The 14,638-nt window shown below is 61.5% G+C and carries 15 protein-coding genes; all 15 read right to left on the bottom strand.

What is annotated here, in order from left to right; genetic code table 11:
• Positions 1-7: 7 nt before the first annotated feature.
• The 15 genes from CSQ91_RS24690 to CSQ91_RS24620 all read right to left on the bottom strand — a co-directional run bounded on the left by CSQ91_RS24690 (position 8) and on the right by CSQ91_RS24620 (position 14,637).
• Positions 8-787, bottom strand: coding sequence for an enoyl-CoA hydratase (locus CSQ91_RS24690; RefSeq protein WP_034778437.1), 780 nt, complete (start codon positions 785-787; stop codon positions 8-10).
• Between the two features lie 73 nt (positions 788-860).
• Positions 861-2,057: an acetyl-CoA C-acyltransferase gene (locus CSQ91_RS24685; protein WP_034778434.1), complete on the bottom strand. Its 1,197-nt coding sequence runs from the start codon at positions 2,055-2,057 to the stop codon at positions 861-863.
• Positions 2,058-2,117: 60 nt separating this feature from the next.
• Positions 2,118-2,564 carry a PaaI family thioesterase gene (locus CSQ91_RS24680; RefSeq protein ID WP_035828560.1) on the bottom strand — a complete coding sequence of 149 codons (447 nt, stop codon included), beginning with the start codon at positions 2,562-2,564 and terminating at the stop codon, positions 2,118-2,120.
• Positions 2,565-2,626: 62 nt separating this feature from the next.
• A complete protein-coding gene (locus CSQ91_RS24675) occupies positions 2,627-5,026 on the bottom strand; it encodes a 3-hydroxyacyl-CoA dehydrogenase/enoyl-CoA hydratase family protein (RefSeq protein ID WP_070257699.1) in 2,400 nt (799 codons plus the stop codon).
• A gap of 14 nt (positions 5,027-5,040) precedes the next feature.
• The gene (locus CSQ91_RS24670) at positions 5,041-6,831 is read right to left on the bottom strand and encodes an acyl-CoA dehydrogenase C-terminal domain-containing protein (RefSeq protein ID WP_099389888.1); all 1,791 of its coding nucleotides are present in this window, start codon (positions 6,829-6,831) and stop codon (positions 5,041-5,043) included.
• Positions 6,832-6,908: 77 nt separating this feature from the next.
• Positions 6,909-7,511: a TetR/AcrR family transcriptional regulator gene (locus CSQ91_RS24665; protein ID WP_070278980.1), complete on the bottom strand. Its 603-nt coding sequence runs from the start codon at positions 7,509-7,511 to the stop codon at positions 6,909-6,911.
• 258 nt (positions 7,512-7,769) lie between these two features.
• On the bottom strand, positions 7,770-8,159 hold the full coding sequence (locus tag CSQ91_RS24660) for an RNA-binding S4 domain-containing protein (RefSeq protein ID WP_034778428.1): 390 nt from the start codon (positions 8,157-8,159) through the stop codon (positions 7,770-7,772).
• Complete coding sequence (gene clsB, locus CSQ91_RS24655) at positions 8,156-9,319, bottom strand: cardiolipin synthase ClsB (protein WP_034778426.1); 1,164 nt, start codon at positions 9,317-9,319, stop codon at positions 8,156-8,158. Before clsB ends, CSQ91_RS24660 begins: the two co-directional genes overlap by 4 nt.
• A 9-nt stretch (positions 9,320-9,328) precedes the next feature.
• On the bottom strand, positions 9,329-10,150 hold the full coding sequence (locus tag CSQ91_RS24650) for an endonuclease/exonuclease/phosphatase family protein (RefSeq protein ID WP_034778424.1): 822 nt from the start codon (positions 10,148-10,150) through the stop codon (positions 9,329-9,331).
• Between the two features lie 72 nt (positions 10,151-10,222).
• On the bottom strand, positions 10,223-10,516 hold the full coding sequence (locus CSQ91_RS24645; protein ID WP_070257698.1) for a hypothetical protein: 294 nt from the start codon (positions 10,514-10,516) through the stop codon (positions 10,223-10,225).
• Positions 10,517-10,535: 19 nt separating this feature from the next.
• A complete protein-coding gene (gene nudB / locus CSQ91_RS24640) occupies positions 10,536-11,000 on the bottom strand; it encodes a dihydroneopterin triphosphate diphosphatase (protein ID WP_099389887.1) in 465 nt (154 codons plus the stop codon).
• A gap of 86 nt (positions 11,001-11,086) precedes the next feature.
• Positions 11,087-12,889: an aspartate--tRNA ligase gene (gene aspS / locus CSQ91_RS24635; RefSeq protein ID WP_180277118.1), complete on the bottom strand. Its 1,803-nt coding sequence runs from the start codon at positions 12,887-12,889 to the stop codon at positions 11,087-11,089.
• A gap of 63 nt (positions 12,890-12,952) precedes the next feature.
• Positions 12,953-13,594, bottom strand: a complete 642-nt coding sequence (locus tag CSQ91_RS24630) for a DUF502 domain-containing protein (protein ID WP_034778417.1) — start codon at positions 13,592-13,594, stop codon at positions 12,953-12,955.
• Between the two features lie 40 nt (positions 13,595-13,634).
• The gene (locus tag CSQ91_RS24625; RefSeq protein WP_099389885.1) at positions 13,635-13,955 is read right to left on the bottom strand and encodes an FmdB family zinc ribbon protein; all 321 of its coding nucleotides are present in this window, start codon (positions 13,953-13,955) and stop codon (positions 13,635-13,637) included.
• A gap of 79 nt (positions 13,956-14,034) precedes the next feature.
• Positions 14,035-14,637: a methyltransferase gene (locus tag CSQ91_RS24620; RefSeq protein ID WP_070257695.1), complete on the bottom strand. Its 603-nt coding sequence runs from the start codon at positions 14,635-14,637 to the stop codon at positions 14,035-14,037.
• Position 14,638: the final 1 nt, after the last annotated feature.

The following is a 14,638-nucleotide window of genomic DNA, read 5'->3' as shown; positions in this document are numbered from 1 at the left end:
AGTCAGCTTAGGCAAACTTCTTGAAATCCGGCTTCCTCTTTTCAAAGAAGGCCGTAAACGCTTCCTTCGCTTCGGCGCCGCCCAGCATGGCGCTGAACAGTTTGTTTTCGTCGGCGATGGCCGCCTTCATCGGTTCCATGCGGCTTTGCTTCATCAGGCGCTTGGTGGCGCGGATCGAGGCGGCCGGCAGGGCCACCAGCTTGGCGGCCTGGCCTTGCGCGAAGGTCATCAAGTCATACAGGGGCACGACCTTCGACACCAGGCCCATTTCCAGCGCTTCGCTGGCCGGGAACGCTTCGCCCAGCATCAGCTTTTCCGCCGCGCGCGGGTAGCCGGCCAATTGCGTGAGCAGCAGGCTGGAGCCGAATTCCGGGCACAGGCCCAGTTGCGTGAACGGCATCGAGAAGCTGGCATTGTCTGCCGCGTAGACCAGGTCGCAGTGCATCAGCAAGGTGGTGCCGATGCCGATGGCCGGGCCGGACACGGCTGCCACCACGGGCTTGCTGCTGCCGTACAGGGCGCGCATGAACTGGAACACGGGACGGTCATGATCGAGCGAACCATCCTTCGGGCGCGCCGTCTTCATGAAGTCATCGAGGTCGTTGCCGGCCGTGAAAATCTCGCGCTTGCCGCAGATCAGGATGGCGCGTACTTCATCATCCGTCTCGGCCGCCACCAGCGCATCGGCCAGGGTCTGGTACATGGCGCCCGTGATCGCATTCTTGCGTTCCAGGCGGTTGAATTCCAGGGTCAGGATGCCCTCGCTCTTGCTGCACAAAATATCCATGTCGTCTCCAAAAAGATAAAGGGCGCCGGAGTCATCCCACAGCGCCCTGTTTTATTGCTTTACTCAGCCAGACTTATACGCGTTCAAAAATTCCGGCCGCGCCCATGCCGGCGCCCACGCACATCGTGACCATGCCGTACTTCTGCTTGGTGCGCTGCAGCGCGTGGATCACGGTGGCGGCGCGGATGGCACCGGTGGCGCCCAGCGGGTGGCCCAGGGCGATCGCGCCACCCATCGGGTTGACCTTTGCCGGGTCCAGGCCCAGGTCGCCGATGACGGCCAGTGCCTGTGCCGCAAACGCTTCGTTCAGCTCGATCCAGTCCAGCTGGTCTTGCGTGATGCCGGCGGCGGCGCACGCTGCGGGAATGGCGAATTTCGGACCGATGCCCATGATTTCCGGCGGCACGCCGCGCACGGCGAACGAGGAGAATTTCGCCAGCGGGGTCAGGTTATGCTCGCGCAGGATTTTTTCGCTGACGATCAGCAGCGCGCCGGCGCCGTCGGACATCTGCGAGCTGTTGGCAGCGGTAACGCTGCCCTTGGCGGCGAAGACGGGCTTCAGCTTGGCCAGCGACTCCATCGACGAATCGGCGCGCGCGCCTTCGTCCGTGTCGACGGTGCGACGGCTCACGTCGACCTGGCCGGTAGCCAGGTTCGGCGTGCGCGTGATGATTTCCACGGGCGTCGTTTCCGCCTTGAAGAAACCGGCTTGCTGCGCGGCGATGGCGCGGCGGTGCGACTCAACGGAGAACGCGTCCTGCTGTTCGCGCGACACTTTCCACTGCTGCGCCACTTTTTCGGCCGTCAGGCCCATGCCGTAAGCCATGCCGATATTCTCGTCGCTGAACATGTCCAGGTTCATCGATGGGTGGTGGCCCATCATCGGCACCATCGACATCGATTCGATGCCGCCGGCGATCATCACGTCGGCTTCGCCCACGCGGATGCGGTCGGCCGCCATGGCAATGGCCGTGATGCCCGAAGCGCAGTAGCGGTTGACGGTGACGCCGCCGACGGTTTTCGGCAAGCCGGCCAGCAGCACCGAGTTACGCGCGATATTGAAGCCCTGCTCCGCTTCCGGGAACGAGCAGCCGATGATGGCGTCAGTGATCAGCGCAGGGTCGAGGCCAGGCGCTTGCGCCAGGGCCGATTGCAGCACGCGCACCAGCAGGTCGTCCGGGCGGGTGTTCTTGAACATGCCGCGCGGCGCCTTGCCGATCGGGGTGCGGGTTGCAGAGACGATGTAGGCGTCTTGAAGTTGTTTGCTCATTTTATGCTTTCAAAGATGTTGAACGAGGTTCGTGTTCTGTCGAATGTCCGGGGTAGAGGCTTATCGCTTCTGCGACAAATACCAGTCCACCGTCACCTGTGCCGCCAGCGTGCCTTCGGAGTCGAAGATATCGACTTCCACGGGAAACGCCACCTTGCCGTCCTGCGCCAGCTGCGCCTTCAAGGCAGCCAGGTCGCCCGGTACCCGGCCTTCGGCGCGCGTCGCGCCCCGGGCCACCTTCTGGTACTGGATGCGCGACTCCTTGGCCACCGGGCGCAAGCCCAGTATCAGCTCGGCGAAGCCGCCAGCCATGGCCGCGCCGGAAGCCGTTTCGGCCAGGGTAAACAAGGCACCCGCATGCTGCGTGCCCAGGTGATTATTCAGTTTTGGATCTTCCGGCATCGACACCTTCGAGGTGCCGGCGCCGATGTCGTCGATGCTGATCCCCAGCAGCCGCACGAAGGGCAAGGTGTCCATCATCTGTTGTTTGATACGGTCATACACCATGCTTGGCCTCACGCGCAGTAATACTTTAAATACCAACGGCAGGATCTTCATCGACGCCAGGCTTAGTTGCGTACCGGCTTACCGGTCTGCATCATGCCCATGATCCGTTCCTGGGTTTTCGGATGGTTCAACAGCTCCAGGAATGCCTTGCGTTCCATATCCAGCAGCCACTGTTCGCTGACGAAACTGCCCTGGTCCACGTCGCCGCCCGATACGATCTCGGCGATCATCTCGCCCAGCTTGAAATCGTGCGCCGAAATGAAGCCGCCGTCGCGCATGTTGACCAGCTGCGCCTTGATGGTGCCCCAGCCGTAACGGCCCGTCACCTGGATCAGCGATGGCAACGCTGGACGGAAGCCGGCGTCGAACATGGCGCGCGCTTCGACCTTGGCCACGTGCAGCAGCTCGTAGGCGTTGAACACGATCACGTCGTCTTCCTTCAGGTAGCCCATTTTTTTGGCTTCCAGCGCCGATTTCGACACGTTGGCGGTGGCCGCATTGGTGAAGCCCGTTTTCAGGAATTGCAGGATGTCATTGCCCTTGGCTTCCTTGTAGGCGCGCTGCGCCGCTTCCTTCAAGCCGCCGCCGGCTGGAATCAGGCCCACGCCCACTTCCACCAGGCCGATGTACGATTCGATCGAGGCCACGCGCTTCGACGCATGCAGCGCCAGCTCGCAACCGCCGCCCAGTGCCAGGCCAGCGACCGCGGCGATCACCGGCACGTTCGCGTATTTCAGCGACATGAAGGTGTTCTGCAGTTCGGCGATGATCGGATCGACGGCTTTCACGCCGCCTTGCATGAATGCCGGCAGGGCCGATTGCAGGTCGGCGCCGGCCGAGAAGGCGCCGCCTTCGGCTGCGTCGGCGTGCCAGATCACCAGGCCCTTGAAGTTTTTCTCGGCTTCGGCCAATGCCAGTTTCAGGCCATTGATCACGCCTTCGCCGATCACGTGCATCTTCGTCTTGAACGAGATGATCAGCACATCGTCGCCCGTATGCCAGACGCGCACGGATTCGTCTTCGAAGACGGTGGTGCCGGCGGTCTTGCCGTCGATGGCGCCGCTGCCCAGGACGGGCGCGCGGAATGGCTGGCGGTCATACACGGACAGGGTCGAACGCGGCACGAAGCTGTTCGACACGGCGGAGTACGAACCTTCCGGCGTGTGCACGCCGCCTTTTTCAGCGACCGGACCTTCGAAGACCCAGGCTGGCAGCGGCGCATTGCACAGCGCGTGGCCGGCGTCGATATCTTCCTTGACCCAGTTGGCCACCTGCAGCCAGTTCGATGCCTGCCACGTTTCAAACGGGCCGACGTTCCAGCCGAAGCCCCAGCGCATGGCGAAGTCGATGTCGCGCGCATTGTCGGCCACGGTATCCAGGTGGATGGCGATGTAATGGAAAGCGTCGCGGAAGATCGCCCACAGGAACTGGCCTTGCGGATTCGTCGATTCGCGCAGCGCCTTCATCTTCTTGACCGGATCCTTTTCCTTCAGGATGCGGGCGATGATGTCGGCCGCCTTGGCGCCGCCGGCCACGTATTCACCGGTGGCGAAGTCCAGACGCTGGATCTCCTTGCCGACTTTCTTGTAGAAGCCTGCGCCGCTCTTCTGGCCCAGCGCGCCTTTTTCCACCAGCTGCGCCAGCACGGCTGGCGTCTTGTAGACGGCAGCGAACGGATCGTTCGGCAGGTAGTCCTGCATGGTCTTGATCACATGGCCCATGGTGTCCAGGCCAACCACGTCCGCCGTGCGGAAGGTGCCCGACTTGGCGCGGCCCAGCTTGGCGCCCGTCAAGTCATCGACAACGTCCACGGACAGGCCGAATTTTTCGGCTTCGTGCACGATGGCCAGGATGCCGAACACGCCAACGCGGTTGGCGATGAAGTTCGGCGTATCCTTGGCGCGGACCACGCCCTTGCCCAGGGTGGTGGTCAGGAAGCCTTCCAGCTGATCGCTGATCTCGGGCTTGGTAAACTCGGTCGGGATGATCTCGACCAGGTGCATATAGCGCGGCGGGTTGAAGAAGTGCACGCCGCAGTAGCGCGATTTCAGGTCGGCGTCGAAGCCTTCGGCCAGCTTGGTGATCGACAGGCCCGAGGTATTCGAGGCGAAGATCGCGTTCGGGCCGATGTGCGGTGCGACCTTTTGATACAGGTCGTGTTTCCAATCCATGCGCTCGGCGATGGCTTCGATGATCAGGTCGCAACCGGCCAGCAAGTCCAGGTTGTCTTCGTAGTTGGCCACCTGGATCAGCGCGGCGTCATCCTTGTTGCCCAGCGGAGCAGGCGACAGTTTTTTCAGGTTCTCGATGGCGCGCAGCACGATGCCATTCTTTGGACCTTCCTTGGCAGGCAGGTCGAACAGCACGACCGGCACTTTCGCGTTGATGCAGTGGGCGGCGATCTGCGCGCCCATCACGCCGGCGCCGAGGACGGCTACTTTTTTAACGATGAAATTGGTCATATTTTCCTCAAGTCTTAGAACAGGTCTGCGTCGAGTGCCATCAGGTTGGCCGAACCGGAACGCGCCTGACGGATCAGGGTTGCCGTTTCAGGCTGCAAGCGGGCGAAGTAGAAACGTGCGGTAGCCAGTTTGGCGGTGTAGAACTTGTCGCCGCTGGATTCTTTTTCGAGGGCGATCTTGGCCATCTGCGCGAACAGGTAGCTGTAGATCATGTGGCCGACGACGCGCAGGTAAGGCACGCATGCCGCGCCCACTTCGTCCGGATTCTGGAAGGCCTTCATGCCGATTTCCATGGTCAGCTTGGTGACTTTGTCGCCCAGGTCGCCCAGTGGGGTGACGAATTCGCTCATCGCCTCATCGGTGCCGTTGTCTTCGACGAAAGCCTTGATCTTTTCGCCGAACTTGCGCAGCTTGGCGCCGTTATCACCGAGGATCTTGCGGCCCAACAGGTCCAGCGACTGGATCGTGTTCGTGCCTTCATAGATCATGTTGATGCGCGCGTCGCGCACATACTGCTCCATGCCCCATTCCGAGATGTAGCCGTGGCCGCCGAACACTTGCATCGCGTCCGAAGTGGCGATCCAGGCGTTATCGGTGATGAAGGCCTTGATGACGGGCGTCAGCAGCGCTACTTCGTCGGCGGCTTCCTTGCGCACGTCGGCGTCAGGGTGGTGCAGTTCGCGGTCGATCTGCAGCGCCACGTAGGAAGTGAAAGCGCGCGCGCCTTCGGCGTAGGCTTTACCCGTCAACAGCATGCGGCGCACGTCAGGGTGCACGATGATGCGGTCGGCCGGCAGTTCCGGGTTCTTGATGCCGGACAGCGAACGCATTTGCGTGCGGTCCTTGGCGTAGATCAGCGCGTTCTGGTAAGCGATTTCCGTCAGGCCCAGCGACTGCATGCCCACGCCCAGGCGGGCCGCGTTCATGAAGACGAACATGGCGTTGAGACCCTTATTCGGCTGGCCGATGATCCAGCCTTTCGCGCCGTCCAGGTTCATCTGGCAGGTCGAATTGCCGTGGATACCCATTTTTTCTTCGATGGCGCCGCAGGTGATCGGGTTGCGCTCACCGACCGTGCCGTCCGCGTTCGGCAGGAATTTCGGCACCAGGAACAGCGAGATGCCTTTCGAGCCTTCCGGTGCGTCCGGTACGCGGGCCAGCACCAGGTGCAGGATGTTTTCCGCCATGTCGTGCTCGCCGGCCGAGATGAAGATCTTGTTGCCGGTGATGGTCCAGGAACCGTCCGCCTCAGGCAGCGCTTTCGAGCGCAGCAGGCCCAGGTCGGTGCCGCAGTGCGGTTCGGTCAGGCACATGGTGCCCGTCCATTCGCCCGACACCAGCTTCGGCAGGTAGACTTTCTTCTGGTGGTCGGTGCCGTGCTCCTTCAGGCACTCATAGGCGCCGTGCGACAGGCCGGGGTACATGGACCAGGCCTGGTTCGACGAGTTCAGCATTTCATAGAACGAGTTGTTCAGCACGACAGGCAAGCCCTGGCCGCCGTATTCCGGATCGCACGCCAGGGCCGCCCAGCCGCCTTCAACGTACTGCTTGTAGGCTTCCTTGAAACCTTTCGGCGTGGTCACGCTTTTCGTGACGGGGTCGTGGTGGCAGCCCTCGCGGTCGCCGGAGTGGTTCAGCGGGAACAATACTTCGGAGGTGAATTTGCCGCCCTCTTCCAGCACCTGGTTGATGATGTCGGCGTCGACGTCGGCGTACGACGGCATTTGCTTCAGTTCTTCTTCCACTTGCAGGAACTCATGCAGGACGAATTGCATATCCCGGATTGGCGCGACGTATTGACCCATAATTTTCTCCTGAAGGCGATTAGCTAAAGTGTTGTACTTGTAGTGCGTGTGCGTTATTGCGGATACTGCCTGACGGCTTATTTGCTTGTGACGGAATTCTGGTACGACGCCAGCAGGCGGACAAAGCCCGCTTGCGCCCGTTCGATGCTGCCCGGCACGCGCAGGAAACGCGCGTCGTGATGCAGGGCCAGGATCAGGCCATACATCTCGTACACCAGCTGCTGGGCGTCCGTGTCCGCTTTCAGGTCGCCCGTGGCGATCGATTGCTCGACACAGCGCAGCAGCGCACCCTGCCAGGCCCGCACCATGGCCACGAGGGCTTCGCGGATGGGGCCCGGACGGTCGTCATACTCGACGGCGCCGCTGATATAGATGCAGCCGGAAGCGATTTCCACGCTGACCCGCTTGACCCAGCGCGCAAACATCGATTGCAGGCGCTGGATGCCGCGTGGTTCTTTCATGCTGGGGAAAAAGACTTCTTGCTCGAAACGATAGTGATAGAGCTTCAGCACTTCCATCTGCAAGTCTTCGCGCGAGCCAAAGTGGGCAAACACGCCCGACTTGCTCATGTTCATTTTGTCCGCAAGCAGCCCGATGGTCAGGCCTTCCAGGCCGTCGCGGCTGGACAAGTCCAGCGCCACGTCGAGGATGGCTGCACGGGTCAGTTCGCCCTTGCGCATGAATTTGACTGAAGTATTCAAGAGTACCGTTCTAAAAGTGATGTTGCCGATTTGGCGGACTGAAGCGAGAGTAAAAAAAAGCACGCTCCGAAAAAATCCGAACGCTCGTACTATTATCCACTACCACGTAAAAGTCAAACGGGAACTTTAGAGCCGGCGTTCTATTGGTGCAGCGCAGCATTCTAAAGCCGCGTGTTTCTATTGATTTCAGGCAGGCAAAAGCGTCGCGCGCCCGTGCCTGCCCACAACAGACGAACCTCAGGAAAGGTCGCCTGCCTTGCTCAGTTGACGGCGGTCGCGCTTGGTCGGCCGCCCCTTGATGGTGGTGCCCGGCTCGCGGAACAGCTTGCGCTCCTCGGCCAGTTGCTCGCGGCGGGCGATGCTGGCCGGCGTTTCGCCATACAGCAAGCGTGCCACGGGGGCCGCGCCGCGCTTGTCGGACAGGCCCAGCACGGCCACTTCCCACGTCTCCGCGCCATTGTCGATGGCTAGCTCGTCGCCCACGCGCACGCTGCGCGCCGGTTTGACGCGCTCGCCGCCCACTTTGACCTTGCCCGTGTCGACGGCTTCGCTGGCCAGCGAGCGCGTCTTGAAGAAGCGCGCCGCCCACAGCCATTTGTCCAGCCTTACCGTTGTCATCTCGTTCATGCGTACTTGCCTACTGAAAAAATGCGCATCACCAGCCGGTACACGAGAAATGCGGCTTCATAGCCGATGCGCTGGAAACGCCCGATGTGCTTGAAATCATCCTGGTGAATGACGATGCCGTCGGCCACGCCCTGCTCGATGTGCTGGCGCAGGCTTTGCGCGAACGCCACGTCCTTGATCACCACGTTCGCTTCCTGGTTCAGGAACAGGCTCAGCGCGTCAATATTGCTGGAGCCCACCGTCGCCCAGTCATCGTCGACGACGGCCACCTTGGCGTGCAGCTGCGTCTTGCGGTATTCGACGATCTTGACGCCGGCGGCCAGCAGTTTCGGGTAAAACGAGTGCGCCACGGCATCTTGCATGCGGAATTCGCCCACGCCGATCAACAGGACCACGTCCACGCCCCGCAGGGCCGCCTGGGCCAGAGCGTGGCGCAGCTTGTGCCCGGGCGCGAAATACGGGTTGGCCAGCATCACGCTCTTGCGCGCCTGGCCCAGCGCCTGCAGGTAGGCGCGCTGGATGGTGCGGCGGTTGCGCAGGTTGTCGCGCACGACAAAACCGGCCACGACGGGGTTCTTCGCCAGCTCCTTGCTGACGACGCGCATCTTGCGGTACAGCTTGATACGCCGCACCAGGTTCATCTTGCCCAATCTTGCCCACTGCGCCTGCACCTCCTCGTGGATGGCGTCGACCAACGGGCCCTTCACCTGCACGGCGAAATCCCAGCGCGGCGCTGCCAGGCTGATGTTGTGGTCGTAGTCGCAAAACATGTCGTCGTTGATATTGATGCCGCCCACCAGGGCGATCTCGCCATCGGCCACGCAAATCTTGCGGTGCGTGCGCGTGATGCCGCGCCGGAACCACGGATTGAAGATGCGGTGGTGCACGCCAGCCGCTTCCAGTTGCGCATGCATGGCCTTGACCCGGCGGTTGCCCGTGCCGAACCAGTCCGTGATCATGCACACCAGCACGCCGCGCGCGGCGGCACGTTTGAGCGCATCGAGCACCAGGGTGCCCGTGGCGTCATCGGCAAAGATATACGTTTCGAAATAGACTTCCGAGCGCGCGCCGTCGATGGCGGCAATCAGCGCGGGGAAGTAATCGGTGCCGCAATACAGCAGCTTGATGTCATTGTGGGCGATGAAATTGACTGTGCGCATGCTGGCAGTCTACGCGAGTTTCAAAGCGGCAACGATCGGCGCGTGGTCCGACAGTTTTGCCCACAGGGTGCCATGCATCACTTGAGCGCCTTCCACGTGGAAACCGCGCACATAGATGCGGTCCAGGCGGAACCACGGCAAGGCGGCGGGAAAGGTGCGCGCCGGCACGGGGATCGGCGTCTTCGTCTGGCGCCGCGCCAGGGTACGCACCAGGTCGCCCAGGGCCGAATTCGACGCGCGCTGGTCGAATACTTCCACCACGCCGAGCGCATTGCGCAGCTTGTCGCTGAGCGTGTTGCGCCAGTCGTTGAAATCGCCGGCAATGATGACGGGCTCGCCATTCGGCGCCGATTCCATGACGGCATCGATCAGCGCCTGCGTCTGGCGGCCCCGTCCCGATTCAAACAGGCCCAGGTGGACCACGTAGCAGTGCACGTCCGCCTGCGGCGTCTTGAGCACGCAATGCAGGATGCCGCGCTGTTCATAGGCGTGGTCGGACACGTCGTGGTTGGTTTGCGAGGCGATGGGAAACTTGCTCAGCAAGGCGTTGCCATGGTGGCCATGGTCGTACACGGCATTCATGCCGTAGGCGGAATGGTGCTCGGCGCCGGCAAAGAACTCGTGCTGCGACGCTTCCGGCCAATGCTTGTGGCCGTTTTTCTCGGCGCCAAAGCGGGCCGCATTGCGGTCGTGCTTGCCTTGCACTTCCTGCAAAAAGACGACATCGGCATGGAACAGGGCAATCGCCTGCTTCAAGGCATGCACGCGGGGCAAGCCCCGCACGGAGGATACGCCCTTGTGTATATTATAAGTTGCTACGCGGATTTTCATGCCTTGATTCTACTCCCTGACAGGCCCCGCACGGCGCCGGCGTAGGTGCGCGTGCGCACCTACCACGCACAATCAGGCCAGCATGCGTCCCACGCCCGCCGTCACGCTGACGATCAGCGCGGTAATGCCGGCCGCCCAGACAATCTTCACCAGCAAGGGCGCGCCGCGCCAGGCCACGGTGCGCTTGCCCTTGGCAAACGCACCCGGGTGCAGCAGCCAGCCGATCGCCATCAGCGGCATGCCGATCGGTGGCGTGCGGCCGGGCACGGTGGAGCCAAACAGCAGGAAGATAAAGCACAGGCAAAAAACGATGCCCAGGGTGCCCAGCAGTTTTTGCTGCGTCGTCAAATGTAACCAGTTCAACATGGAATGCTTTCTAGGAAAATCAGGTGGGGCGCGCCAGGCCCGTCATGGCCGGCAATTGCAAAATCGCTTCCGCGTTGGACGACGAAAAACAGCGGTCGGCCGCCGCCAGGTAGGGCAGCCACGCGTACTGCAAGTGTTCGCGGGGACTCAAGGTGATGGCAATGTCGCGCGGCACTTGCACGCTGAACACGTGTTCCGTGTTGCGCGTCACGCCAGGCGCATAGCGGTGGCGCCAGATCGGATAGATCTCGTACACATTCGACAAGTTCCAGTCGCGCAGCACGATGTCGCGCCCATCGGCAACGATGCCGGTTTCCTCGCACAATTCGCGCGCGGCCGTCTGCAGCAGCGGTTCGTCGATGGCATCGACGGAACCCGTCACCGATTGCCAGAAACCGGGTTGGCCCGCGCGCTCGATCAGCAAGACGTCAAGGTCAGCCGTATGGATGACGACCAGCACGGAAACGGGAATTTTATGGCTCATATCAAGAATGAAAAAGGCGCCTCGCAGCGCCTTTTTTGCCTCAGCAAGTAAAAATGGTAGCGGCCGCATGAACGGCCCCTTGGCCATTACGCTACTTTTGGCTCGGTGCTGCGCAAGCGGATGTGCAGTTCACGCAATTGCTTCTCGTCCACTTCCGACGGCGCATGGGTCAGCAAGTCTTGCGCGCGTTGGGTTTTCGGGAAGGCGATCACGTCGCGGATCGATTCGGAACCCGTCATCATGGTCACGATACGGTCCAGGCCGAATGCCAGGCCGCCATGCGGTGGCGCGCCGTATTGCAGGGCATCGAGCAGGAAGCCGAATTTCAGCTGTGCTTCTTCGGCATCGATCTTCAGTGCACGGAAGACCTTGCTTTGCACTTCTTCGCGGTGGATACGGATCGAACCGCCACCCAGTTCCCAGCCGTTCAAGACCATGTCGTAAGCCTTGGCGATGCAGGCGCCCGGATCGCTTTCCAGCATGTCTTCATGGCCGTCTTTCGGCGCCGTGAATGGATGGTGGGTCGCCGTCCAGCGATCCGCTTCTTCGTCATGCTCGAACATCGGGAAGTCGACCACCCACAATGGCTTCCACACGTCTTCGAACAGGCCGGCTTTCTTGCCGAACTCGCTGTGGCCGATCTTCACGCGCAGCGCGCCGATGGCGTCGTTGACGACCTTGGCCTTGTCCGCGCCGAAGAAGATCAGGTCGCCGTCTTGCGCGCCCGTCTGCTCGAGGATCGTGGCCAGCACGTCGGCAGGCAGGAACTTGACGATCGGCGACTGCAAGCCTTCAGGACCCTTGGCTTTCTCGTTGACCTTGATGTAAGCGAGGCCCTTGGCGCCGTAGATGGCGACGAACTGGGTGTAGGCGTCGATTTCCGAACGGGGCATGCTGCCGCCTTGCGGTACGCGCAGGGCAACCACGCGGCCGCCTTTCATGTTGGCGGCGCCGTTGAAGACCTTGAATTCGACCGACTTCATGACTTCGGTCAAGTCCGTGAAGGCCAGCTTGACGCGCATGTCCGGCTTGTCGGAACCGTACAGACCCATCGCTTCGGCGAAATCCATCACCGGGAACGGGTTCGGCAGGTCGATGTTCAGGGTGTTCTTGAAGACGACGCGGATCATGTCTTCGAACAGGTCACGGATTTCCTGTTCCGTCAGGAACGAGGTTTCGCAGTCGATCTGCGTGAATTCAGGCTGGCGGTCAGCGCGCAAGTCTTCGTCGCGGAAGCACTTGGTGATCTGGTAGTAACGGTCGAAGTTGGCAACCATCAACAGTTGCTTGAACAACTGTGGCGATTGCGGCAAGGCGAAGAAGCTGCCCGCGTTGACACGCGACGGCACCAGGTAATCGCGCGCGCCTTCTGGCGTCGACTTGGTCAGCATCGGCGTTTCGATGTCGATGAAGCCCAGCGCATCGAGGTACTTGCGCACTTCCATCGTCACCTTGTAGCGCAGGCGCAGGTTGTTCTGCATTTGCGGGCGGCGCAGATCCAGCACGCGGTGCGTCAGACGCGTCGTTTCCGACAGGTTGTCGTCGTCCAGCTGGAACGGCACGGGCACGGAAGGGTTCAGCACTTCCAGTTCCGAGCAGACCACTTCGATCTTGCCGGATTTCAGGTTGTTGTTGATGGTGCCTTCGATACGGTTGGTCACGACGCCCGTTACGCGCAGGCAGAATTCGTTGCGCACGGCTTCGGCGACCTTGAACATCTCCGCTTGTTCCGGGTTGCAGACGATTTGCACCAGGCCTTCACGGTCGCGCAAGTCGATGAAGATCAGGCTGCCGTGGTCGCGGCGGCGATGTACCCAGCCGCACAGGCTGACGGTTTGTCCCAGCATGGCTTCGGTAACGAGGCCGCAGTATTCAGTACGCATAGACATAAAATTCTCAGTTCAGGTTAGTGAGTGTTCAATCCGGCCACGTCCCGCATGGGACGCCTGCCTTTATTCTTTGGCTGCCGGGGCCGGTACAGCAACAACTTCCGCAGGCGCCACCACGCCCATCGAGACAATATATTTGAGCGCCGCATCGACGCTCATGTCGAGTTCGACGACATCGCTGCGCTTCATCATCAGGAAAAAGCCCGATGTCGGATTCGGCGTCGTCGGCACATACACGCTGACAAAGTCGCCCACCAGGTGGTTCGCCGCATCGCCGCCCGGCACGCCGGTCAGGAAAGCGATGGTCCAGGAGTTCTGGTGCGGATACGGCACCAGCACGGCCTTGCGGAAGGCATTGCCCGACGGGGAAAACAGGGTATCCGACACTTGCTTGACGCTCGAATACAGGGAATTGACGATGGGTATGCGTTGCAGCAATTTTTCCCACAGTTTCACCACATAATTGCCGACCAGGTTATTCGTCAGCAAACCCGTGAAGAACACGATCAGTACCGTCAATACCGTGCCCAGGCCGGGAATGGTGCTCAGCGCGGGAATCTTGTGGCCGAACCATACGCTGGGCTGCGTACTGCCGGGCACCAGCAACAGCGACTGGTCCATCGTGCTGATCACCAGATTCAGGACCCAGGCGGTAATGGCCAGGGGAACCAAAATCAGCAATCCGGTAATAAAGTATTTACGCATCAGTTTCTCGGTAATGGATCGTATCGGCGCGGTGCGCTTTTCAGTCCGCTTTCGGCGCAGTGGCAACCGGGGCAGGCGCAGATGCAGATGCAGATGCGGCAGCAGGCGCGCTCTCGGCAGCCGGGGCGGGCTTGGCGCCATCGGCGGGGCCCGTTGGAATGGCCGTGGTGGGCGCCGTGCCGCCACGGAAATCGGTCGCGTACCAGCCAGTGCCCTTCAATTGGAAACCGGCGGCCGTCAATTGTTTCTTGAAACTGGGCTTGCCGCACGACAGGCACACCGTCAGTACTGGATCGGAGATCTTTTGCAAGACATCCTTGGCAAAACCACACTCGTCACAACGGTAAGCGTAAATCGGCATCTCTACTCCGAGAAAATCATCAAAAACCCTGAATTATAAAGCTTTTCCTTTGTCCCCAGCGGAAAATGCCCCGCCCGCCTCACTCCGCCCGGCGGCGCCAGCTCATCCAGCGCTCCTTGCCGGCGAAGACGGCAATGGAATCGTCCACGGCTTCGTCGGCCAGGCAGTCGAAATGCGGCGCCAGCAATTCCTGCAGTGTCTCACGCGATATGCCAAATGGCGGTCCCTTGACATTGTCATCAAAGAAAAAGTAACCAGCCAGCATGGCGCCCGGCGCCAGCAGCTGCGCCCAGCGGGCCGCCACCTGCGGCCACATGGCGCGCGGCATGGCGCACAGGAAGGCCCGTTCATAGATCAGGTCCAGCGGCGCAACGGGTTCCCAGGCAAAGAAATCCGCTTCCACCACCTGCCCTGCCCGCGCACCGACGACAGCGCGCGCGGCGGCCACGGCGGCCGGCGAAAAGTCGATGGCCGTGGCATCCCAGCCGTGATCAAGCATGAAGACCAGTTCATAGGCCGAGCCGCAGCCAGGAATCAGGCAGCGCAGCGGCGCCGGGCTGCCTGCAACAAAGCTGCGCAGGCGCGACGGCACGCCGCCCTGGTCCCACGGCGTGAATTGCTTCTCGAAACGCTCGTCCCAGAAGGCGGGCGACAGCGGATCGCGGGTGGTGAAGTCAGCCATC

Source organism: Janthinobacterium sp. BJB301 (assembly GCF_002735685.1).
Taxonomy (GTDB): domain Bacteria; phylum Pseudomonadota; class Gammaproteobacteria; order Burkholderiales; family Burkholderiaceae_D; genus Janthinobacterium; species Janthinobacterium lividum.
This window is presented reverse-complemented; position numbering and strand designations above follow the sequence as displayed.